Annotated in this window: 24 protein-coding genes (1 of these 24 cut by a window edge); 10 read left to right on the top strand and 14 right to left on the bottom strand. The window is 67.5% G+C overall.

Going from position 1 to position 21,924, the window contains the following annotated elements; all coding sequences use genetic code 11:
• Window positions 1-113: 113 nt before the first annotated feature.
• The 5 genes from ABJF88_02505 to ABJF88_02485 form a co-directional block, all read right to left on the bottom strand.
• Window positions 114-608 carry a DUF1772 domain-containing protein gene (locus ABJF88_02505; protein ID MEP0545775.1) on the bottom strand — a complete coding sequence of 165 codons (495 nt, stop codon included), beginning with the start codon at window positions 606-608 and terminating at the stop codon, window positions 114-116.
• 55 nt (window positions 609-663) lie between these two features.
• On the bottom strand, window positions 664-1,050 hold the full coding sequence (locus ABJF88_02500) for a DUF4345 family protein (protein MEP0545774.1): 387 nt from the start codon (window positions 1,048-1,050) through the stop codon (window positions 664-666).
• Window positions 1,047-1,502 carry a hypothetical protein gene (locus tag ABJF88_02495; GenBank protein MEP0545773.1) on the bottom strand — a complete coding sequence of 152 codons (456 nt, stop codon included), beginning with the start codon at window positions 1,500-1,502 and terminating at the stop codon, window positions 1,047-1,049. The genes ABJF88_02500 and ABJF88_02495 overlap by 4 nt, the downstream gene beginning before the upstream one ends.
• An 81-nt stretch (window positions 1,503-1,583) precedes the next feature.
• The gene (locus ABJF88_02490) at window positions 1,584-2,105 is read right to left on the bottom strand and encodes a hypothetical protein (protein MEP0545772.1); all 522 of its coding nucleotides are present in this window, start codon (window positions 2,103-2,105) and stop codon (window positions 1,584-1,586) included.
• A 4-nt stretch (window positions 2,106-2,109) separates the two neighbouring features.
• Window positions 2,110-2,850, bottom strand: coding sequence for an SDR family NAD(P)-dependent oxidoreductase (locus ABJF88_02485; protein MEP0545771.1), 741 nt, complete (start codon window positions 2,848-2,850; stop codon window positions 2,110-2,112).
• Between the two features lie 100 nt (window positions 2,851-2,950).
• Here ABJF88_02485 and ABJF88_02480 point away from each other — a divergent pair, with 100 nt between their 5' ends.
• Together ABJF88_02480 and ABJF88_02475 are read left to right on the top strand one after the other, a co-directional pair.
• Window positions 2,951-3,370 carry a helix-turn-helix domain-containing protein gene (locus tag ABJF88_02480; GenBank protein ID MEP0545770.1) on the top strand — a complete coding sequence of 140 codons (420 nt, stop codon included), beginning with the start codon at window positions 2,951-2,953 and terminating at the stop codon, window positions 3,368-3,370.
• Between the two features lie 207 nt (window positions 3,371-3,577).
• Window positions 3,578-4,912, top strand: a complete 1,335-nt coding sequence (locus ABJF88_02475; GenBank protein MEP0545769.1) for an alpha/beta fold hydrolase — start codon at window positions 3,578-3,580, stop codon at window positions 4,910-4,912.
• A 1-nt stretch (window position 4,913) separates the two neighbouring features.
• On the opposite strand, the gene ABJF88_02470 is transcribed toward ABJF88_02475, so the two are convergent.
• A complete protein-coding gene (locus tag ABJF88_02470; protein MEP0545768.1) occupies window positions 4,914-5,195 on the bottom strand; it encodes a GlsB/YeaQ/YmgE family stress response membrane protein in 282 nt (93 codons plus the stop codon).
• Window positions 5,196-5,383: 188 nt separating this feature from the next.
• Here ABJF88_02470 and typA point away from each other — a divergent pair, with 188 nt between their 5' ends.
• Complete coding sequence (gene typA, locus ABJF88_02465) at window positions 5,384-7,231, top strand: translational GTPase TypA (GenBank protein MEP0545767.1); 1,848 nt, start codon at window positions 5,384-5,386, stop codon at window positions 7,229-7,231.
• Between the two features lie 76 nt (window positions 7,232-7,307).
• Window positions 7,308-8,348, top strand: coding sequence for a hypothetical protein (locus ABJF88_02460; GenBank protein ID MEP0545766.1), 1,041 nt, complete (start codon window positions 7,308-7,310; stop codon window positions 8,346-8,348).
• Window positions 8,349-8,351: 3 nt separating this feature from the next.
• On the opposite strand, the gene ABJF88_02455 is transcribed toward ABJF88_02460, so the two are convergent.
• Window positions 8,352-9,134, bottom strand: a complete 783-nt coding sequence (locus tag ABJF88_02455) for a DnaJ C-terminal domain-containing protein (GenBank protein MEP0545765.1) — start codon at window positions 9,132-9,134, stop codon at window positions 8,352-8,354.
• Between the two features lie 129 nt (window positions 9,135-9,263).
• Here ABJF88_02455 and accC point away from each other — a divergent pair, with 129 nt between their 5' ends.
• Together accC and ABJF88_02445 are read left to right on the top strand one after the other, a co-directional pair.
• Window positions 9,264-10,781, top strand: a complete 1,518-nt coding sequence (gene accC / locus ABJF88_02450; protein MEP0545764.1) for an acetyl-CoA carboxylase biotin carboxylase subunit — start codon at window positions 9,264-9,266, stop codon at window positions 10,779-10,781.
• 7 nt (window positions 10,782-10,788) lie between these two features.
• Window positions 10,789-11,142, top strand: coding sequence for a hypothetical protein (locus ABJF88_02445; GenBank protein MEP0545763.1), 354 nt, complete (start codon window positions 10,789-10,791; stop codon window positions 11,140-11,142).
• Window positions 11,143-11,368: 226 nt separating this feature from the next.
• Here the strand turns inward: ABJF88_02445 and ABJF88_02440 are convergent, their stop codons facing one another.
• From ABJF88_02440 to ABJF88_02410, 7 genes are all read right to left on the bottom strand, one after another.
• Window positions 11,369-12,469, bottom strand: a complete 1,101-nt coding sequence (locus ABJF88_02440) for a radical SAM protein (protein MEP0545762.1) — start codon at window positions 12,467-12,469, stop codon at window positions 11,369-11,371.
• A gap of 148 nt (window positions 12,470-12,617) precedes the next feature.
• A complete protein-coding gene (locus ABJF88_02435) occupies window positions 12,618-14,774 on the bottom strand; it encodes a glutamine synthetase III (protein ID MEP0545761.1) in 2,157 nt (718 codons plus the stop codon).
• An 81-nt stretch (window positions 14,775-14,855) separates the two neighbouring features.
• Window positions 14,856-15,338 carry an Lrp/AsnC family transcriptional regulator gene (locus ABJF88_02430; GenBank protein MEP0545760.1) on the bottom strand — a complete coding sequence of 161 codons (483 nt, stop codon included), beginning with the start codon at window positions 15,336-15,338 and terminating at the stop codon, window positions 14,856-14,858.
• 355 nt (window positions 15,339-15,693) lie between these two features.
• Window positions 15,694-16,050 (bottom strand): hypothetical protein, encoded by a 357-nt coding sequence (locus tag ABJF88_02425; protein ID MEP0545759.1) that lies wholly within the window; start codon window positions 16,048-16,050, stop codon window positions 15,694-15,696.
• Entirely contained in the window at window positions 16,047-16,802 is a 756-nt protein-coding gene (gene pgeF, locus ABJF88_02420; GenBank protein MEP0545758.1) for a peptidoglycan editing factor PgeF, read from the bottom strand. Before pgeF ends, ABJF88_02425 begins: the two co-directional genes overlap by 4 nt.
• A 97-nt stretch (window positions 16,803-16,899) precedes the next feature.
• Entirely contained in the window at window positions 16,900-17,754 is an 855-nt protein-coding gene (gene aroE / locus ABJF88_02415; GenBank protein MEP0545757.1) for a shikimate dehydrogenase, read from the bottom strand.
• 73 nt (window positions 17,755-17,827) lie between these two features.
• The gene (locus tag ABJF88_02410) at window positions 17,828-19,255 is read right to left on the bottom strand and encodes a tetratricopeptide repeat protein (GenBank protein MEP0545756.1); all 1,428 of its coding nucleotides are present in this window, start codon (window positions 19,253-19,255) and stop codon (window positions 17,828-17,830) included.
• Window positions 19,256-19,477: 222 nt separating this feature from the next.
• On the opposite strand from ABJF88_02410, the gene tmk reads away from it, so the two are divergent.
• The 4 genes from tmk to pyrR form a co-directional block, all read left to right on the top strand.
• A complete protein-coding gene (gene tmk, locus ABJF88_02405; GenBank protein MEP0545755.1) occupies window positions 19,478-20,140 on the top strand; it encodes a dTMP kinase in 663 nt (220 codons plus the stop codon).
• Between the two features lie 16 nt (window positions 20,141-20,156).
• On the top strand, window positions 20,157-20,642 hold the full coding sequence (locus tag ABJF88_02400) for a transcriptional repressor (GenBank protein ID MEP0545754.1): 486 nt from the start codon (window positions 20,157-20,159) through the stop codon (window positions 20,640-20,642).
• Between the two features lie 3 nt (window positions 20,643-20,645).
• A complete protein-coding gene (locus ABJF88_02395; protein MEP0545753.1) occupies window positions 20,646-21,446 on the top strand; it encodes a PhzF family phenazine biosynthesis protein in 801 nt (266 codons plus the stop codon).
• Between the two features lie 147 nt (window positions 21,447-21,593).
• On the top strand, window positions 21,594-21,924 hold the 5' portion of the coding sequence (gene pyrR / locus ABJF88_02390) for a bifunctional pyr operon transcriptional regulator/uracil phosphoribosyltransferase PyrR (protein MEP0545752.1). Its footprint extends 182 nt past the window's final position; the window shows 331 of its 513 coding nt (coding positions 1-331); its start codon is at window positions 21,594-21,596; the stop codon falls past the right edge of the window.

The raw sequence follows: 21,924 nt of genomic DNA, 5'->3' as shown, positions 1-21,924 counted from the left end.
GCGGGCCGTCGGAGCCCGTACGCGGGAGGCCCTGCGCGCGGCGGTGGCCGAGGCGCTGGAAGCGGTGAGCGTGGAGGAGGTGGGGGCGTGGATCAGGCACTGTGGCTACTCGCTTACATCAACATGATCTGCGCTCTAGCGGCCCCGCGTCGGAAGGCCTCCAGGCTCAGCCCCGTCCCCACGAGGGCGAACGCCACACGCACCCAATGCATCAGCAGCCACGTCGAGAGCGTCGCGCTCGTCTCGGCCGGACTCATCGTCTGCGACGCGAACGCGAAGTTCGTCGGGAGGTGATACACGGCGGTGATGAGGCACGCGACGACGACGCAGGCGAGGGCCCCCGTCCAATAGCGCTGCGTGGATCGGTCCTTTCGTGCGAGCCAGACCGACGCGCCGAGCCCGACGAGGGAGAACGGCAATACGCTCATTACGGTCGGGATGAGGAAGCGGAAGAAGTTCTCCGCGAACCAGGCCATGAACACGGTCGGGTCCAGGCTCTGCCAGTAGCCACCGAAGCCCAGGCCGATCGTGAGCATGTTGCCGACGAAGGCCGCGGTCCCGGCGACGCCGACAGCGGCCATGATCGTCTTCCAGTCGATTCGATTCATAGAGTGTATCACAGCGTATGAAGCGTTGGATGGGGGAAGAGGGACGGGCCTCCGGTCAAGAACGTGCTCCGGCTCCTCGCGCCAGCGCCGTCTGCATCGGGACGAGGAACAACGGGGGGATGAGTTCGAGAGCGATCAGCACGATCAACTCTGGCGTGGCAGGGTAGTACAGCAGCCCGATCGATCGGCCGATGCCGCCGATGAACAGGGCCACCATCAGCACCCGGAACAGCGTGGTCTCCGTCCGGTAGCGCCACGCGCAGGTGAAGAACCCGACGCCTACCCCCACCCAGATCGCGGCGAGGAACCGGAAGGTGTTGTCGGTCATCGGATCGGCCCACGCCTCGGCATCGCCGAACATGACGAGGCCGCCCGTCGCGAACGCGATGAGCCCGTAGAGGACGCAGAACCCGATGACGAGGACGCGCGAGAGTCGAGTCATGACGAGGCAGGGCGAGGTGCGGCGTCTGCCGGCTGCCCGTACAGGCAGTAGGCCCCGACTGCAATGGGGAGGGCGAAGGGCGCGTGCATCAGGATGTGCCCCGGCCCCGCGAACAGCCCCCACACGACCATGTCGACGGCGGGGATCAGGACGAGCGTCAGGAGGTTGAGCACGCCCGCGAGGTGCCACTGCCGGTACAGCAAGGCGACGAGGGCGAACAGTGGGGCGATGATGTCGCCGATGGCCTTGAAAATCGCCGTCAACTGCGCGTACGCGACGGCCGCCTCGCTGTCGGGCGCGATGCCGAAGGCACCCGCACTGGCCGCCGTGGGGCTGGCGAGCCAAAACGCGGCGATGCCGAAGAGCATGAGCGCCGCGATGAGGTTGGCCCACACGCCGATACGGACGCGCTTCGACGGATGGCGGAATGGGTTCGTCACGGAGGGGCTCATGGCGTAGCGGCGGAGAGCGGTCCACGGGATCGCGGGGAGGCGTAGGTCGCGCTCGGCCGGCGCGTAGAGCGCGTGGGGAGGTCAGGACAGGAGAGCCTCTGCCGGTACGGCTGGGGTTCGTCCCTGGAGGTGGAGGACCAGCCGGTACGCGACGTAGATGTGGCTGAGGAGAATGACCGGCGCGAAGAGTCCGACCGTGAACCACATCGCGCCCATCGACACCTCGAACACGCCCGCCCCCAGCGCCGTCGGGAAGACCATCATCAAGTCAGCGATGCCGACGACGCTGTACAGAACCACGAGCGGGGTCGCGAGGCGCGAGCCGGTCGTGAGTGCGATCGCGGCCAGAAGCGCGCAGATCGACGCTGCGAAGTCGCCGTACGCGATGAGCTCCAAGGCATCCCGAGACAGGGAGGAGTCGAGTTGGCCGGTCACGAGAAACGTCAGACCCATAAACCGGAAGATGTTCACCACCATGAGGGGCAGCACGGCCCGCTCGAACGGCTGGGTCTGGAACCAGGGGCGCAGGAAATTCCAGTAGACGAGGAAGTACGCGGTCAGCCCCATCAGAGCCTGGATGTTGAGGATGACGAAGTTGTTCATAAGGCTACCCGCGAGGGGACTTGTTGAGTTGGCCGAACATGAAGGACGGAGCGAGACGGCTCATCCACTTGAGCTGACGCGACTGTCCGGGTGTGATCTCGTCCTGGCCGCGCCGGACCTCGCGCAGAAAGGTGGCGGCGAGTTTTTCCGGCGGCATCCGGGCGAACGAGGGGTCGAGCCCGTCCGCCAGCGGCGTGTCCACTACGGGCGGCAGCAGTTCGACGACCCGAACGGAGCTGCCCGCGAGCTGGGCGCGGAGGCTCTGCGTGTACGCGTGGAGAAAGGCTTTGCTGGCGCTGTACACGGGCGCCGCGGCGTAGGGGATGTAGGCCAGCCCCGAACTGACGTTGACGATCATCGCCTCCCGCTGGAGCATCCCCGGCAGGAAGTGATGTACGAGGCGAACCGGTCCGGCCACGTCGATGTCGATCTCCTGCAGCTGGGTTTCCAGCGGGAAATCGCTGGTCACATCGAAGGCGTGCATGACGCCTGCGTTGTTGACGAGGATGTCCGTCCCGCCACCCGCGTTCATGTGCTCTCGAAGCGCCACGACCTGGTCGTCCCGCGTGACGTCGCACACCATCCCGGTGAGATTCGCGTGCGAGGCCGCCGCTTCGATCAACCGGGCTTCCGAGCGCCCGGTGATGACCACGTGGCCGCCGGTTTCAGCGAAGGCGTGGGCCAGAGCGAGCCCGATTCCGGAACTGCCGCCCGTGACGACGACGCGCTTGCCTTGTGGGTTCATAGGGAGGTGTCTGCAAGGGGTCTGTTTAGGTTGCATTGTGCAAGCGACGTCATGACGAAGATAGATTGTCCACTTGTGATATGCAACCTATATTCTTCGCATGCCCGACGAACTCCGATCTGACTGTCCCATTGCCGCCTCGCTCGATGTGCTCGGCGACCGGTGGACCCTCGTCGTGCTGAGGGACATCCTGCTGGGCCACCGCCGCTCGTTCTCAGAGATCGGCTCGGACGAGGGCATCGCCACGAACATCCTCGCCGACCGACTGGACCGGCTGGTAGCGGCGTGCGTCCTCGAACGCCACCGGGACCCAGAGGACGGGCGTCGGAGGATCTACGTACCGACGGAGCGGGGCATCGCGCTGATTCCCATCTTGGTGGACCTCGTCGTCTGGGGCAATGCACACACGCAGGCGACGGGGGCGGCAGAACAAGCGGCGGCTATTCGCTCCGACCGCGATGCCGTCATCGAGATGCTGGAGACGAGAGCCCGGGAGAGCTTCTTTGGACGGGAGGAGTAAGGTCGACAGCCCGATGAATGCCTTACGCTCGGCTGCTGCGGCAGGTGGCGACGGCGTGCCGTTTGTGCTATTCAGGAGGTCCACGACACCCCGCTCGACAGCCTCACCGACGATCTCCACGACGAGGGCGGCGGAGCCGGCTCGGCCGCATAACTTTGGCATCGCCGCGTACGAACACATCGAACATCTAACCCCCTTTTTCACGCCATGCGTCGCCAGATTCCTGTCCTCGCCTTGCTGCTCCTCGTCGTGCCCGTGCAGGCGCAAACGCCGTCGGCCGACGCCGCGCTCGTCGCGCGGGCAGAAGCGCTCGTAGATGCGCTCATCGCCGGGAATACCGAGACGGTCGCGGCGGACTTCAACGAGCAGATGCAGGCAGCGCTCTCGCCCGAGCAACTCGCCGGGCTCGCGCCGTCGCTGCACGCCCAGCTCGGCGCGCCAAGGGAGCGAGTGGGGACGCGCGTCGAAGCACAGCCGCCCATCACGACGGTCGTCGTGACGCAACGGTTCGAGCGGGCGACGGCGGACGTGCTCGTGTCGTTCGACGCGGAAGGGCGCGTCGCGGGGCTGTTCGTCCGTCCAACGCCGCCGCCGCCCGCGCCGCCGACATGGCCGCCGTACGCGGACTCGTCGCGGTACCGTACGGAAGGTGCGACGGTCGATGCGGGCGTTGGGCTGCCGCTCGGCGCGACCCTCCTCGTGCCGGATGCCGATGGGCCGGTGCCGGGTGTCGTGCTGGTCCACGGCTCCGGGCCGAGCGACCGTGATGGGACGCAGGGGCCGAACAAGCCGCTCCGTGACCTCGCCGTAGGCTTCGCGAGCGAGGGCGTCTCCACGCTCCGCTTCGATAAGCGGACGACGGTGTATCCCGCGTCCTTCGCGGACACGACGTATACCGTCGCCGAGGAGAGCATCGACGACGCGCTCGCCGCGCTCGACGTGCTGCGGCGGCATCCGGGCATCGATCCGGCGCGGCTGTTCGTCGTCGGGCACAGCCTCGGCGGCACGCTCGCGCCGCGCATCGCACAGCGCGCCGCCCAACGCGGGACGCCGGTCGCGGGCATCGCCGTGCTCGCCGGGGGCGCCCGCCCGCTCGACGTGATCCTCGAAGACCAGCTCGCCCACCTCGACGACGTCGCACCCGAGGGAGCCAGCCGCCGCGCTCCGATCCGTGACGACATCGCCCGCATCCGGGCCCTCACGCCCGCCGACACGAGCCGCGCGGACCCGATCTTCCACGCCCCGCCCGCCTACTGGCTCGACCTCGCCGTGCACCCGCCCGCGCCAATCGCCGCCGCGCTCGGCGTGCCCGTCCTCGTCGTCCACGCCGGGCGCGATTACAACGTGCCCGACGCCGACTTCGCCGTGTGGCAGGGCGCGCTCGCCGATGCGCCGGGCGCGACGCTGCGCCGGTATCCCACGCTGAACCACCTCCTCTTCGCGGGCGAAGGGCTGAGCACGCCGGCCGAGTACGAACGGCAGGGGTTCGTCGACGCCGCGCTCGTCCGCGAAACGGCGGCGTGGATACGGGGCGAGCGCTGAGCTAGACGCGCGCCGACGCCCGGCGGAGGAGACCGAAGCCGAAGGCGAGCAGCGCCGAGCCGAGCACGGCCCACACCACCGGGAACGCCTCGCCGCCGACGTCGAGGACGAGGAACGTCGGGAGCCCGAACTGGCCGGCCAGCCACGTCCCGACGTAGGCCCCGACGAGGCCGATGACGATGGACACGAGGCAACCGCCGAGCGAGTAGCCTGCGAGGGCCTGGCCGGCGGCCCCGCAAACCGCAGCGATGAGCAAGAGGAGCAGGAAGCCGAGGAGAGTCATGAGCGGATGAGGAGGAGAGAGGGGAGCAAAGCTGTGCTTAGACGGCCGGTTCGGCCGCAGGATTCCGCGTGATCTTCGCGGGGGAAGCGGAGCCTGAGCGCGGCGGCCCTGTATACTTCGGCCTACTACGCGGGCGGCCCCACGACACCGGGTCGCCCGCTCTTTTGTACCCGGCCAACGGCAGTCCCATGCAGCAGCAGAACCTCCGCAACATCGCCATCGTCGCCCACGTCGACCACGGCAAGACCACGCTCGTCGACGCGCTCCTCTGGCAGGGCGGCACCTTCCGCGACAACCAGGACGTCAACGAGCGCGTCATGGACTCGATGGACCTCGAGCGCGAGAAGGGCATCACGATCATGGCGAAGAACACCGCCATCCGCCACGTCACGCCCGACGGCACCGGCATCAAGATCAACATCGTCGACACCCCGGGCCACGCCGACTTCGGCGGCGAGGTGGAGCGGACGCTCCGCATGGTCGACGGCATCATGCTGCTCGTCGACGCCGCCGAGGGGCCGCTCCCGCAGACGCGCTTCGTGCTCTCGAAGGCGCTCGAGCTCGGGCTCCCCGCGATCGTCGTCATCAACAAGATCGACCGGCAGGACGCGCGCCCCGAGGAGGTGCTGAACGAGGTCTACGACCTCTTCATCGACCTCGACGCGAACGACGAGCAGATCGACTTCCCCGTGCTCTACGCTGTCGCTCGCGATGGGCAGTGCACGACGGCGCTCGGCGAGCCGCTCACCGACCTCCAGCCGCTCGTCAAAGCTATTGTCGACACGGTGCCGGCGCCGGTCGGTGATCCCGAGGGCTCGCTGCAGGTCCTCGTCACCGACGTCAAGCCCGACACCTACCTCGGGCCGATCGCCCGTGGCCGCGTGGTGCAGGGGACGCTCCGCGAGAAGCAGCCCGTCACGCTCTGCCACCGCGACGGCTCGAAGGACCGCGCCCAGGTCACGGCGCTCTTCGTCAGCGAAGGGCTCGACCGCGTCGAGGCGAAAGAGGTCGGGCCGGGCGACATCGTGCAGGTCGCCGGGATGACCGGGATCGGACTCGGCGAGAGCATCACCGACGCCGAGAACCCGAAGCCGCTCAAGCCGCTCCACGTCGACGAGCCGACGCTCTCGATGGAGTTCCGCATCAACGACTCGCCGTTCGCCGGGCGCGAGGGGAAGTACGTCACGAGCCGCAACCTCCGCGACCGCCTCTTCCGGGAGGTCGAGACGAACCTCGCGATGCGCCTCGAAGAGACCGAGAGCGCCGACCGGTACCTCGTCTTCGGCCGCGGCGAGCTGCAGATGGCGATCCTCATCGAGCAGATGCGCCGCGAGAACTACGAGTTCGCCGTCGGCATGCCCCAAGTCATCACGAAAGAGGTCGACGGCAAGACGCACGAGCCGTACGAGACCGCCATCATCGACCTTCCTGAGGAGTACATGGGCGTGGTGATCGAGAAGCTCGGGATGCGGAAGGGGCAGATGACGAAGATGGTGAACCACGGCACGGGCCGCGTCCGCCTTGAGTTCGAGATCCCGAGCCGCGGCCTCATCGGCTACCGGACGGAGTTCCTCACCGACACGAAGGGGACGGGCCTGCTGACGCACCTCTTCCTCGCGTACAAGCCGTGGGCCGGCCCCATCAGCCATCGCGCGACGGGCGCCCTCGTCGCCGACCGCGCCGGGAAGGTGACGCCGTACTCGATCGTCAACCTGCAGGAGCGCGGCGAGCTGTTCGTCGGGCCGCAGGACGACGTCTACGACGGGATGATCATCGGCGAGAACAGCCGCGACCAGGACCTCGAGGCGAACATCACGAAGGAGAAGAAGCTCACGAACCACCGGGCGTCGAGCGCCGACAACTTCGAGAAGCTCACGCCGCCGCGCCGGATGTCGCTGGAGGAGGCGATCGAGTTCATCCGTGAGGACGAGCTCATCGAGATCACGCCGGCGTCGTTCCGCCTACGCAAGCGCCACCTCGACCCGCACGCCCGAAAGCGCGCGCTGATGCAGCAGAAGGCCGAGGCGAGCGCGTAACGCCGCGCTCTGCGTTGACTCCGTACGGAGGGGACGAGTAGCTTCGGCGGCTCGTCCCCTTTTTTTACCCCCGCCGATGGACCCGTTCGAGTTGCTCGACTACGAAGCGCCCGGCTTCCTCGATCGGATGACGGGGGCGGAGCCGGAGCGGAACGCGTACGTCGAGCTCCACAACCTGATTGCGGCGGCGGAGCACCCGCGCGAGTTCGGCCCGGAAAGCCGGGAGCGGATCGGGCGGGCCCACGGCGTCGACCTCACGCGCGCCTTCGCCGACGAGCGCCGCGCGCTCTACGCCCGCTACCTCACGCACTGCCTCGCCGACGGCGCGCTGACGGCGGAGGAGCGGGACCGGCTCGCCCACCTCGCCCGCACGCTTGCCCTCGAAGCGAAAGACCTCGACGGCGTCCACCGGAAGGCGTACGGTGCGACTGTCTCGGATGTGCTCACCGACGATTGCCTCAGCGTGGAGGAACGGCTCCTGCTCTTCACGATGCAGCACACGCTCGGCCTCGATGCGGACCACGTCGGAGCCGTGTTCGACGAGGCCGCTCGGACGAAGCTACTCCGCCGCATCGCCCACGCTCTGTGCGACGGCGAGCTTTCCGCCGACGAGGCCGCCGAGTTGGAGGCGCTGGCTACGGGCATCGGCGTGGCGATCCCCGGCGACGTGCGGCCGTTGATGGACCGGGCCACGTATCGCTGGCAGCTTCGCCACGGCGACCTGCCGGCCGTGGAGCTTCCGTTGCGGATGCAGACCGGCGAAATCGGGCATTACGGTGGCGGTGCGACGTGGTTCGATCTGAACTACTCGCGGCTTCGCGTGAGCCGGTCCAGCTTTCGAAAGGATTTCCACGCGCACCGCGTCGCCCACATCTCGGTCCCGAAAGAAGCGCTCCGCCGCCTCGACACGGGCTCCGTGTACGTCACGAACCGGCGTCTCGTGCTGGCGGGCGGGCGGCTCAAACCGATCGAGCTAAAGCACTCGGCCCTGCTCGGCGCCGAGTGCTATCAGAACGGCGTGCGGGTCATGAAAAAGGGAGCGCGGAGCCTGTTCGTACAGGTCCAAGGGGAGGCCGACCTGTTCCACCTCGCGCTGTCACGTGCGCTGAATCCGTAAGCATTACAGCAATCCAGCTTCCTCCGCCGCGGCGCGGAGCCGCTCGTGCTGTTCGTCGGTGAGGTCGCGGGGGATCGTCACGGCGATGTCGACGAAGAGGTCGCCGGTGTGCGCATCCGTCGCAACGCCCTGCCCGGACAGGCGGAGCCGCTCGCCCGGCTGCGTGCCCGGCGGGATCGGCAGCGCGACCGGCTGGCCGTAGGCGTTCTCGATGCGCCGCTCCGTGCCGAAGAGGGCGTCGAACACCGAGATGGTTTCCCTCGTGAGCAGGTGGTCGCCGCTGCGCTGGAACCGGGGGCTCAGGGCGACGCGGAACGTGACGAAAAGGGCGTCGGGCTCGGACGCGCCGGGGTGCTCGTTGCGGAGCCGGAGGCGGAGCCCGTCGCGAACGCCACGCGGAATGGGGACGTGGAGGGGGCGGCCGTCGGGCAGGTGGACCTTCGCTTTGCCGCCGCGCAGCGCCTGCTCGAACGAGAGCCGGATCTGAAGGCTCGCACGGCGCGGCGTCGGCCCGGGAGGCGGGCCGAAGTCGGCGGCGGTCGGAAACCGGCCGAACGTGTTGAGCGGGTGCTGGCGGAGGAGGTCGTACTGCTGGCGGCGGGCCGGATCGGAAAGCACGTCGTACGCCTCCGTCACGCCCTTGAACCGCTCGGCCGCCTTCGCATCATCGGGGTGACGGTCCGGGTGATGGGCGCGGGCGCACGCGCGATACGCCTTCTTGATCGCCTCGGCCGGGGCGTGCTCGTCGAGGCCGAGAATCTGGTAATAGTCGGGTCGCTCCGCCATCGGTGATCGCCACCTACCGTAAGTTTCTGGACCGGCCGGCCGGGTTTCGTGGCGGCCGGACCCGCTGCCAACTCGTCTGAAAACACAGAGACCGTGCCAGAGCCCATCCCTCAGCCCGCCCCCGCCGAAATGACGCACATCCGCAAAGTCCTCGTCGCCAACCGGGGCGAGATCGCCGTCCGCGTGATGCGGACCTGCCGCGAGCGCGGGATCGCCACCGTCGCCGTCTACTCCGAGCCCGACGCGGGCGCGCTCCACGTGCGGATGGCCGACGAGGCCGTCCTCGTCGGTCCCGCCCCGTCGAACCAGTCGTACCTCGTCGCCGAGCGGATCTTGGAGGCCGCGAAGCAGACGGGCGCCGACGCGGTGCACCCCGGCTACGGGTTCCTCTCCGAGAACGCGGGCTTCGCCGAAGCCTGCGCCGAGGCTGGGATCACGTTCATCGGCCCGCCGCCGGACGCGATCCGCGCGATGGGCGACAAGACCGCTGCCCGCGCGATCATGGAGAAAGCTGAGGTCCCGATGGCGCCCGGCACCGTCGACGCGATCGCGGACGTGGCCGAGGCTGTCGCGGCGGCCGACGAGATCGGCTACCCCGTGCTCATCAAAGCGGCGGCCGGCGGCGGCGGCAAAGGGATGCGCGTCGTCGAGTCGGCGAGCGAGATCGAGCGGGCGGTACAGGCGGCGCAGGGCGAGGCGCGCAACGCCTTCGGTGACGAGCGGGTGTTCATCGAGAAGTACCTCCTCGGCCCGCGCCACATCGAGTTCCAGATCCTCGCCGACACGCACGGCAACGTCGTCCACCTCTTCGAGCGCGAGTGCTCGATCCAGCGGCGGCACCAGAAGGTCGTCGAAGAAGCGCCGTCGTCGGTGCTCACGCCCGAGATGCGGGCGGCGATGGGCGAGGCGGCGGTGCAGGCCGCGCGCGCCTGCGGCTACGTCGGCGCCGGGACGGTCGAGTTCCTCGTCGACCACGAGCTGAACTTCTTCTTCCTCGAGATGAACACGCGGCTCCAGGTCGAGCACCCCGTCACCGAGTGGATCACCGGGCTCGACCTCGTGTGGGAGCAGATCCGCATCGCCGAGGGCGAAGAACTCGGCTACGGGCAGGACGACCTCGCGATTCATGGCCACGCGATCGAGAGCCGGGTCTACGCCGAGGACGTGGCGGCTGGCTTCCTCCCCGCGCCCGGCCCGCTCCTCCGCCACGCCCCACCCTCCGGCTTCGGCGTCCGCTACGACTCGGGCGTGGAGCAGGGCGACGAGATCCCGATCCACTACGACCCCATGATCTCGAAGCTGACGTCGTGGGGCCGCACCCGCCTCGAAGCCATCGACCGGATGGACCGCGCCCTCGCCGAGTACGATGTGGCCGGCGTCGAGACGACGATTCCGTTCTGCCGCTTCGTGATGCAGCACGAGGCGTTCCGCTCGGGGCAGTTCGACACGGGCTTCGTCAAAGACCACTTCACCCCCGACGCCCTGCACCCGGACGATCCCGGTGTGGAGCGCGCCGCGGCCGTCGTCGCTGTGCTCTTCCGCGAGCAGCGTAACGGACAGGCGGAGAGGAGCGGAGGAGGGGAAGAGCCGAAGAGCGGAGGGAAAGAGCAGAGCCGGTGGGCTCGCCGCCGCTGGCAGGCAGGCTGATAGACCGATGACTGAAGAAGAACATATCGAGGCTATTCGAGCGATGTTGCCGGAGCGTGGCTCCGCTACCTCTGAGGCTCTAGACTCTGTGGAGCACGCGCTGGAAGATCACCCGCAGTCGGCGAGCCTGTGGTGTCTTCGCGGCCATCTCATCCAACTGTCGGGTGACGACGAGGACGGACGTGAGTTGATGGATGCGTTACGGAGCTATAAGCAGGCTCTTTCGGTAGACCCCACTCATGTCGAAGCGTACCGAGAGATCGGACATTTCTACGATGCCGTGCTCGACCGACCGGAAGAGGCCCAACCATATTTCGAGCTTGCCGAAAAGGTTGGCCGATCACAGAACGCCAAGCATTAATACGGATCCGTTCTGCCGGTGTCAGGATAGCCTCTGGCTCGGCCGTCGGTAGAGACGCAACATGTTGCGTCTCTACCGCGAGGAGGCACGCCTCAACGAAGACGAATATCCTGACGTCGAGAGTCGGAATCCGTATAACGCAGCATCCGGTGTGGCAGGGCGACCACGAGGATCGTTCCTGCGATTGGCTCGGGCGTAGGGGCAGACCCACGTGTCTGCCCTGTTCCTATCGCAGTACCGGCAGTTCGATCAGCTCGGGCGGCGTGGCCGCGCCGTCGCCCTGCGTGCGGACGGCGGCTTCGAGCGCGTCGCGTTCGAGTGCGGCGAAGTCCGGCAGGTCGGCGTGGCGGGGGCCGCCGAGCTTGGCGCTGAGGCGCTGCACGACGAACTTCGTCCACGAGTACCGAACCTTCGACGGGAGGCTCTCCCAGAAATAGCCGCTGCCGGGGCTCACGGCGAAGCTCGGCTCGAAGTAGCAGTTGATCGTGCAGCCGGCACACGCGGCGTGGCGGCCCTCCATCTCGCGGTGATAGGCCACGCGCTCGCCGTGCCAGAGGTCGTAGAGGCGGCCTTCGATGGGCAGCTTTTCGAGCCCGGCGTGGTAGCACGGGAGGACGAGCTCGTCGAAGGGCGAGATCACGACGCTCGTGGTGACCGCCTTGCAGTCGGGCGCGGCCGGGTCGTTGCCGCCGCGCTGCCGGAGCGAGAGGAAGGCGGGGTTGAGGTAGACGTACGGCTTCTTCCCGAACGCCGCCATCCGCTCCATCACCTCGTCCGCGAGCCCTTCGCCGAGCGCGTTGTACTCGAAGAGCGGGTTCAGAATCAGGATCAGCCCGTTTGGGCGGGAGATCGTCTCGTAGATCGCGTCGAGGTGGTGGACGTTCTCATTCGTCACCGTGAAGAGGAGGTCCGGCCGCTCGCCGAGCGCGAGGGCGACCTCGACCGATTCCATCAGCTTGTCGAAGCAGTCGACGCCGCGCGAGGCGTTGTGCTCGTGCGGCACGGGCGAGTCGATGGAGAAGTGGAGCAGGTCGATCTTTCCGCGCAGTGCCTCGGCCCGTTTCGGGTAGAGCAGGCCGTTCGACGTGACCGTCGTGAGGAAGCCGCGGTCCTTCGCGAGTGTCAGCAGGTCGCCGATCTGGGGGTGGAGCAGGGGCTCGCCGCCCGTGAAGTCGATGATGCGGACGCCGAGGCGGCGGAGGTCGTCGAGGTTGCGCGCCGCGTCCCCCAGCGAGATCAGCGGCGACGGCTGTTCCCAGATGTCGCAGAAGCTGCACGCCGCGTTGCAGCGGTACGTGACGTAGTAATTGCAGAGGACGGGAGACACGGGGCGGGAACGCGGACGACGGGCGGGGAAGAGACGTGGGGGGCAAGGTACGCAGAAAGCCCCGGCGCCGGAGCGCCGGGGCGTACAGAGCGGGCGCATGGAACGCGACGCCGTGGTAGGGGCGACCGGCCGGTCGCCCCTACGGTCGTCATTTCACGAAGAGCATGTCGCGGTAGGTCGGGAGCGGCCAGAGGTCGGCGGGGACCTCTTTTTCGAGGGCGTCGCAGGCGGTGCGGACCTTCGTCATCGCGGGGATGACCTTGTCCTTCATCGCGACATCCTCGTGCTTCGCCTTGTGCGCGGCGGCGCGGGCCTTGCTCAGCCCGTCGAGCGCTTTGCGCAGCGCGTTGACCTCTTTCACGACGCCTTCGGCCGTCTCCTTCGTGCCCGACACATCGAGCCCGAAGTCCTCGACGGCCTCGGCCGCTTCGCCGAGCTCCATGAGGTAGCGGATCGCGGCCGGGAGCACGAGCGTCTTCGCCATGCTCTCCGTCGTCGCCGCTTCGATGTTGAGCGTGAGGGCGTACTGCTCGCGAAGGATCTCCGAGCGGCTCTCGAGCTCCGCCTCGGTCAGCACGTCGTAGGCCTCGAACACGGCGACGTTCTTCTTGTCGGTCAGCTTGGCGAGCGCCTCGGGCGTGGTCTTGAGGTTGAGGAGCCCACGCTCTTCGGCCTCCTTGTGCCACGCGTCGGAGTAGCCGTCGCCGTTGAAGATGATCGCTTTGTGCGCGCGGATCGAGTCGGCGATGACTTCCTGCGCCGCGTCTTCGATGGCCTTCTTCGAGCGCTTCTTGTCGAGCTTGGCTTCGAGCTTCGAGGCGAGGTCGTCAATCGCTTCGGCCGTGATCGTGTTGAGGACGGTGAGGGGGAAGCTGATGCTCTGCGACGAGCCGACGGCGCGGAACTCGAACTTGTTGCCGGTGAAGGCGAACGGGCTCGTGCGGTTGCGGTCGCCGGCGTGGCGCGGCAGCGTCGGGAGGACGGGCGTGCCGAGGCCGAGGAAGCCGCTCGACGTGCTCGACGTCGCCTTGCCGGCGTCGGTGATCTGCTCGAAGACGTCGGTGAGCTGGTCGCCGAGGAAGATCGAGAGGATCGCGGGCGGGGCCTCGTTCGCGCCGAGGCGGTGGTCGTTCGCCGCCGTGGCGATCGTCGCGCGGAGGAGGTCCTGGTGGATGTGGACGGCTTGGATGACGGCGGTGCAGAAGAACAGGAAGCGGAGGTTGTCGTGCGGCGTGTCGCCGGGCTCGAGGAGGTTCTCGCCCGCGTCCGTGGCCATCGAGAAGTTGCAGTGCTTGCCGCTCCCGTTGACGCCGGCGAACGGCTTCTCGTGGAGGAGGCAGACGAGGCCGAAGCGCGGGGCCGTCCGCTGCAACGTCATCATCATGAGCTGCTGGTGGTCGGCGGCGACGTTCGCGTTCTCGAAGATCGGCGCGAACTCGTACTGCCCCGGCGCCACCTCGTTGTGCCGCGTCGCGACGGGCACGCCGAGGCGGTAGAGCTCTTCTTCGACGGCGTTCATGTACGCCATCACGCGCTCGGGGATCGAGCCGAAGTAGTGGTCGTCCATCTCCTGCCCGCGCGGCGGCGCGGCGCCGACGAGCGTCCGGCCTGCGACGAGGAGGTCGGGCCGCTCGTGGTAGAAGCCCTCGTCGATGAGGAAGTACTCCTGCTCGGAGCCGCACGTCGCGACGACGCGGGTGACCTTGTCACCGAAGACTTCGAGCGCGCGCTTGGCCTGCTGGTTCAGCGCCTCCATCGAGCGGAGGAGCGGGATCTTGTGGTCGAGCGCTTCGCCGGTCCACGACGCGAAGGCCGTCGGGATGCAGAGCGTGGCCGAGCCGTTGTGCTCGATGAGGAAGGCCGGACTCGTCGGGTCGTAGGCCGTGTAGCCGCGCGCTTCGAACGTGGCGCGGAGCCCGCCGCCGGGGAAGGACGAGGCGTCGGGCTCGCCCTGGATCAGGTTCTTGCCCGAGAACTCGGCGACGGCGCCGCCGCCGGCATTCGGCGTGATAAAGCTGTCGTGCTTCTCCGCCGTCCGGCCCGTCAGCGGCTGGAACCAGTGGGTGTAGTGCGTCGCGCCGCGCTCGACGGCCCACTCCTTCATCGCGAGCGCGACGGCGTCGGCGACGGTCGCGTCGAAGGGCTCGCCCTTCTCGATCGTGGCCGTGAGGCGTTTGTAGACGGCCTTCGGCAGGCGCGCCTTCATCTCGGTGAGGCCGAACGTGTTCTGGCCGAACATGGCCTCGACGTCGAAGCGGCGCGCGTGACCGTTGGTGCCGGTGTTCCGGGTCTGAATGGCAGGCATGAGGGAGTGCAGGTTGAGAGGTTCGGTAGAGACGCAGCATGCTGCGTCTATGCGGGATGATGCGACGGGACGGGGCCGCGGTTAATCGGGAATCTGGACGAGCGTCATCGGCTCGGCGGGGAGCGCGGTGGACTCTTTCTGCGTCGAGAGCACGATCGAGGTCTGGGTGCCACGGACGCCCGGCAGCCGCTGGACCTCGGCGAGGAGGCGTTCGAGCGCGCTCGTGTTGCGGACGCGGACTTTCAAGATGTGCGAACCCTCGCCCGTGATGGAGTGCAGCTCCTGCACGGCGTCCATCGCCGTGACAGCCTCGATGAACTCGCCGTAGTGGTCGGAGCCGTCGGAGGAGACACGGATGAACGCGGTCACGTCGAAGCCGAGCCGCCGCGCGTCGAGCGTGGCGTGGTAGCCGGTGACGACACCGCGCTCTTCGAGTTTCCGCATCCGCTCCGACGTGGCGGGCACGGAGAGCCCGACGGCGTCGGCGATGCGGTTGCGCTTGATCCGGCCCTGAGCTTGGAGCAGGCTCAGGATCTGGGCGTCGATTTCGTCGATCTTGTCCAAAAGAGAGGAGGCGTGGGTTTTAGGGGGCGAGGTGCAAAATACAATACAATATTCGGCCCATTCAACTCGACGCCTAAAAATGTACTGTTAAGTTTGCGTCATCCTTTCCTCATGTTTCCGTATTCGCTCCGCATCGCCGCGTTCCCAATTGACCGCATGCCGTGTTGCCATCTACCACCGGGGCCTGAAGTCTACGGTGCATCCCCGGCTCACAGCCGAAGCCCCGCTGGGGCTACACCCTCGCATGGGAAGGAGGGCGCTTCAGCGTCCTTATGCTCGTGAGCCCGGTGATTCATCGCCGGGTGGAGACAGGACCGAGGGGCATCGACTTTTAGCCTCCGCTCTCGCGTCTCCGTCATCCCGCTTTCGTGGCCCACCACACCCACGCGATGAGCACGAGCTGGAGCGGGAGCCGGAGCCACAGCCACACCGGCGCGATCCCGAACTTCTCCGCCTCCAGCGCCATGTAGACGTTCGCCGGGAAGACCGCGACGAGGAGCGCGATCAGCCCCCACCCGGCCCAGGCGCGAAACGCTGGGACGAGCACGCCGAGGCCGCCGAGGATTTCGGCAACGCCGCTGAGGTAGACGAGCAGGAGCGCGTTCGGCAGGAAGGGCGGGACGATCGCGGCGAACAGCTTCGGCTTGACGAAGTGCATCACCCCGGCACCGACGAAGATGGCCGCGATGAACCAGATCGAGATCGCTTTCATGCCTCCTCCCGCATCCCGATGACGCCCATCATCCGCCCCGTCGTGCCGCCCTCGGCACGGTACGAGAAGAACCGCGCCGTGTCGAACGTGCTGCACCCCTCGGTTTCGATGTGCCGCTTACGGAGCCCCATCTTCAGCAACTGCGTCACGATCGCGCCGGCGAGGTCGACGTGCGGCTTCGTTTTCTCCGGCGGTCGGTGGACGTGGGCGCCGTCGAACTGCGTCGCCACTTCGGTGCCGACCTCGAAATCCTCCCGTCCGATGCACGGGCTGATGTACGCCCGGATGCGCTTCGGCTCCGCGCCAAGCTCCCGCATCGCCTCGACGGTCACGATGGGAATGCCACCGACGGCCCCGCGCCACCCCGCGTGGCACGCGCCGATGATGCCCGCCTCGGCATCGGCGAGGAGCACGGCCCCGCAGTCGGCGACGACTACGCCGAGCACGAGCCCGCGGCAGTCGGTGACGAGCCCGTCGTGCCGGGGCGTATGGCCGGGTTCGGAGACCGTCGCCACATCCGCCTCGTGGACCTGCCCGACGGTGGCGAGCGCGTCGGGCGCGAAGCCGAGCGCGTCGAGGAGGCGGCGGCGGTTCTCACGGACGGCCCCCTCGTCATCACCCGTCGAGAGGCCGAGGTTGAAGCTGGCAAAGGGGGACTGACTGATACCGCCATCGCGCGTGGTGAACGCCGCGACGATGTCGGGGGCGTCGGCAAAGATTGACGGGCGGAGGAGGGGAGGGGCTGATGTCATCTGCGGAAGGGAGGAAGGGAGGCGCGTGATAGCCCGGTGTCGTGGTTGCCCGATGCGGCGTAACGGGACCGAGCGAGGGCAGGTACGAGACCTGCCTCTACAAGTTCAAGCGTTGGCGGAGCGCGGCACGGACGGCGTCGAGCGGCATCGGCTGGCCGGTCCACTGCTCGAACGCGGCGGCGGCCTGCCCGACGAGCATAGCGAGTCCGCCCACCGTCCGTGCGCCTCGGCTCGCTGCATCGCGCAGCAAGCGGGTTTCTGTGGGAGCATACACGAGGTCGTACACCGTCTGCCCGTCGCCGAAGTCTTCGGCGTCCGGCCACACCGTTGCGTCTTCGTGCGGGTGCATCCCGAGCGGCGTCGCGTTCACTATGAGCCGGCTGCTGCGCACCGCCGGACCGGCGTCGGCGAGCGGCACGACGCGCAGCGCTCCGCGTTCGTCGAAGCGGGCGAAGTCGGCGGCGAGCGCTTCGGCGGCGGCCGGGGTGCGTGCGGCGAGCGTGAGCGACGGGGGGCGGAGCGCGGTCAGCAGGGCGTACACCACGGCGCGCGCCGCGCCACCGTTGCCGAAGACGAGCGCGGGTGCGCTGCGCAGCGCTTCCGTGTCGAGTCCGTGCAGGAAGCCCGCCGCATCGGTGTTGTCGCCGCGGAGGGTGCCGTCGTCGAGCCGCGTGATCGTGTTGACGGCGCCGATGGCCTCGGCCTCCGGTGTGAGCAGGTCGAGGTGGAGGAGGGCAGTGCGCTTGTGCGGAATTGTCACGTTCGCGCCGAGTACGTCGAGCGCTCGCAGTCCAGCGACGGCCTCGGCCACGGCGTCAGGGGCGACGCGGCAGGTGAGGTAGACGGCGTCGAGCCCGGCCGCGCGGAACGCCGTGTTGTGGATCAGCGGCGAGAGCGAGTGCGCAATGGGATCGCCGAGGAGGAGGACGAGGCGCGTGGAGGCGTCGGGCAGCGGGTCGGGCATATAAAAAGGTAGGGGCGACCGGCCGGTCGCCCCTACGGTTGGTGCGGAGAGAAGCGGGAGGTCAGCGCGAGCGGCGCGTACGCTCGTCGGTGCCGAAGAGCGGGCGGAGCCGGGCGTCGGCGGCGAGGTCGGGGTAGATGTGGCGGATCTCGTCGCGGACGGAGGGGTCGAGCTCGAACGCCTGCCGGAGCGCGGCAATCGCCTCGTCGTTGCGGCTGAGCGCGAAGAGGGCTTTGGCCTGCTGCACGTGCGCCTCGGTCAGTTCGGGGTCGATCTCGGCGGCCTTCCGATAGGCCGCGAGCGCCTCTTCGAGATGGTCGGCTTCGAAGAGCGTTTCGCCGAGGTCCAGCCACGCCTCTTCGTTCTCCGGCTCCAGCTCGACGACGCGAGCGTACGAGCGGAGCGATTCGTCGAGCATCCCCGCGTTGTACTCGCTGTCGGCCCGGGCGTACCAGAACTCGCCGACCTCCGGCCGGAGCTGGAGCGCGTGGGCGAAGCACTTGAGCGCGTCCTTGTGGCGTTCGAGCGCGTCGTAGCAGCAGCCCATCCCGTACCACGCCTCGGGGTACTCGGGGTCGTCCTGCACGGCGCGGCGGAAGTACGTCACCGCCGTCTTGTAGTCTTCGAGCTCCTCGTAGGCCAGCCCGATGTTGTAGTACGTGGCGGCGTCGCCCTCCTCGTACTCCAGCACTTTCAGGTAGCTCTCGACAGCGCCCTGCAGGTCGCCCATATTCGCGAGGGCGTTGCCTTTGTTGTAGTACGCCGAGGCGAAGGCATCGTCGACGGCGAGGGAGAAGTCGTAGCTCGCGACGGCGTCGGCGTAGCGCTCCATGCGGTTGAGCACGATGCCGCGGTTGTACCACGCGTTCTGCGAGTACGGATCGAGGTCGATCTGCCGGTCGTAGGCGGCGACGCTCTCGTCGAAGCGGCCGGCCTGGTCGTAGCAGTAGCCGAGCTCGTACCAGATCTCCGGGTGCTCGGGGCTGAGGTCGGCGCAGCGTTCGAGCGCAGCCACGGCCTCGTCGAAGCGGCCGAGCTTTTCGAGCGTGATGCCCTGGTTGAAGAGCGCCTCCTCGTTCAGCGGGTCGAACTGCAGGGCCTGCTCGTAGGACTCCATCGCCTCGACCGAGCGGCCGAGGTTGTCGAGCGTGATGCCCCGGTTGATGATCGTCTCGGGATCGACGGGGTTGAGCCCGAGCGCGGTGTCGTAGGCGGCGAGGGCCTCGCCGTTGCGGTCGAGGTTGTTGAGGAGGACGCCGCGCCGCAGCCACGCGTCGGAGGAGTACGGGTGCGTCTCGATCAGCCGGTCGATCACGTCGAGCGCCGTTTCGAAGCGGCCCTGCTCGAAGTAATAGGTGGCGATCTCCTCCAGCGCTTCGGAGTCGAAGTAGGCGGTGCCGCCGTCCTTCTGACTCTCTTCGTAGGCGAGGATGAGGTCGTTGAGCCCCTCGTCCCCTCGTCCTTCGTCGAAGTCTTCGAATTCGAACATGCTCATAGCGCGCGGCGAAACGGAATCGGAGCGGAGGGTCGCGGCCACTCTTCCAGACCCGATAGGGTTAACCCGACAGGGCCTAATTTAAAGGTAGGCCGGCAACATGCAATACCCACATCGCCGACTCCCTCCACTTGCTCCGCGATTCATCCTTCAGATGCGCCGTATGTTCCCCTTCGCGCGCTCCACGCCTGGCTTTTTCACCTTCCTTTGCTTCTCATGCTGATCACGTTCGAGGGCATCGATGGCAGTGGCAAAAGCACGCAGGCATACCTCATTGATTTCGACTTGGAGGCAGCAGGGTATCAAGTCACGATGCTGCACGAACCGGGTAGCACTGCCTTGTCCGAGCAAATCAGGAGCCTGCTTTTAAGCCCTGATTCGAAGATATACGCCCGGGCAGAACTCGCGTTGTTTTGGGCTGCTCGCGCGCAACTCGTGGAAGAGGTAATCCAGCCAGCACTTTCATCAGGGCATATAGTCATTTGCGATCGTTTCTACGATTCAACTACAGCATATCAGGGAGGTGGGCGAGGGGTCGCTGATTACGATGTTTTGCGGGAGTTCAATCAGTTCATTACCGGTGGGGTTGTCCCGCAGAGGACATATTTTATAGATGTGCCTGTTGAGTTAGCATTCGAGAGAAGGGCGGGGCGCTCAGCGGACCGTATTGAGGCTTCTGGATTGCAGTTCTATAGACGAGTAAGAGAAGCTTATTTGCAAATTGCTGAGTCTGAACCAGAACGGGTTGTAGTTATCGACGGTGCGCGCCCGATAGATGCTGTGCGTGAAGAGATCAAGCGAGACTTAGAAGGGCTGCTACCGGAACTAGTGACCGGAACCGGCACCGTGCCCTCCGGTTCTCCCCCCGAGCAGCCGTGAACCCCGCATCCCGCTTATGTCGTCGCTCCCGCAGGCCCAGATGGACGAGGTCACCCGCACCTTCAGCGCGTTCCTGAAGGAGCGTGGGCAGCGGCAGACCCCTGAGCGTTTTACGATCCTCGACGAGGTCTACGCCACCGCCGACCACTTCGACGCCGACGAGCTGTTCGTCCGACTTGGGCAGAAGGGGAGCCGGATCAGCCGCGCGACGGTCTACAACACGCTCGACCTGCTGCTCGAGTGCGACCTCGTCGTGCGGCACCAGTTCGGTCAGCACCAGGCGAAGTACGAGCGGGCCTACGCGTACTGGCAGCACGACCACCTCATCTGCCTCGAATGTGGCGAGATCCTCGAGTTCTGTGACCCGCGCCTGCAGAGCATCCAGGACACGGTCGGGGAGATCTACGGGTTCGAGATCAGCCACCACGCCCTCACGCTCTACGGCCACTGCCGCCGCGAGGCGTGCCCGAGCCGGCCGGCGCCTACCGAGACCGTAGCCTAGCCGATGCCCGTCCCGATGTACCAGGTCGATGCCTTCACGGACACCGCGTTTCGCGGCAACCCCGCCGCCGTCTGTCTGCTCGACCGCGCGGCGTCGGCCGAGTGGATGCAGCACGTCGCCGCGGAGATGAACCTCTCCGAGACGGCGTTCCTCGTCCCGCGCGCCGACGGCTTCGATCTCCGTTGGTTCACCCCGACCGTCGAAGTAGACCTCTGCGGTCATGCGACGCTCGCGAGCGCTCACGTCTTGTGGGAGACGGGCCGCCTCTCGCCCGAGGCGACCGCGCGCTTCCACACCCGGAGTGGTCTGCTCACCGCGACGCGCAGCGGCGATCTCATCACGCTCGACTTCCCCGCTACGGCCCCCCAACCTGCCGACGCGCCAGATGGCCTCGCCGCCGCCCTCGGTGTCGAGCCTGTTCACATCGCCCGCAGTCGGTTTGACTACCTCGTCGAAGTAGGGGGCGAGGCAGCCGTGCGCAGTCTCGCGCCGGACTTCCGTGCGCTCGGCGCGATCGATGTCGTGCGCGGGATTATCGTGACGGCGCGCGGCTCAAATGGCATCGATTTCGTCTCGCGCTTCTTCGCGCCAGCGGCTGGGGTGGACGAAGACCCGGCGACGGGTTCAGCTCATTGCTGCCTCGCGCCGTACTGGGTCGATAAGCTCGGGCGCAACCCACTCGCTGCGTTTCAGGCCTCGGCACGCGGCGGGACGCTCCGCGTCGAGGTGCGCGGCGACCGGGTGCTACTCAGCGGTCACGCCATCACCGTTCTTCGCGGCGAACTCCTCGCCGATCCTGCATAGCGGCGCGCTATCTTCCCCGTGTTCGCACGGAGTGTTGCGGAAAGTCGTATCGAAGCTGCCCTCCGTGTCGCCGTCGCCGTTCAACGTGTGGCTGCCTGCGCGGCGTAGCTAGGCAGTCCTTCATTCACGCCAAGGCACACCTTATATATGTCGCGAACGGCTATCCTCTCTCCCGAGCGCGTCCGCCGGACGCTCACCCGCCTCGCCTACGAGATCGTCGAGCGGAATCGGGGCGGGGCGACACTCGAAGTGTTCGGCATTCGTAAGCGGGGCGTAGCTCTCGCGGAGACCCTCGCCCGCATCGTCGGCGAGACGGACGGCCGCACGATTCCCGTGCATCCGCTCGACGTGACGCCCTTCCGTGACGACCGGTCCGACGCACCGAAGCCCAGCGTGCCCGAGCCGTTGCCGAACGTGGAGGGGCGCAATGTCGTACTCGTGGACGACGTGCTCTTCACCGGCCGGACCGCGCGCGCCG

It is taken from the genome of Rhodothermales bacterium, assembly GCA_039944855.1.
Taxonomy (GTDB): Bacteria; Bacteroidota; Rhodothermia; order Rhodothermales; family JANQRZ01; genus JBBSMX01.
The sequence above is the reverse complement of the archived record's forward strand: the minus strand, read 5'-3'. Positions and strand labels throughout refer to the sequence as shown.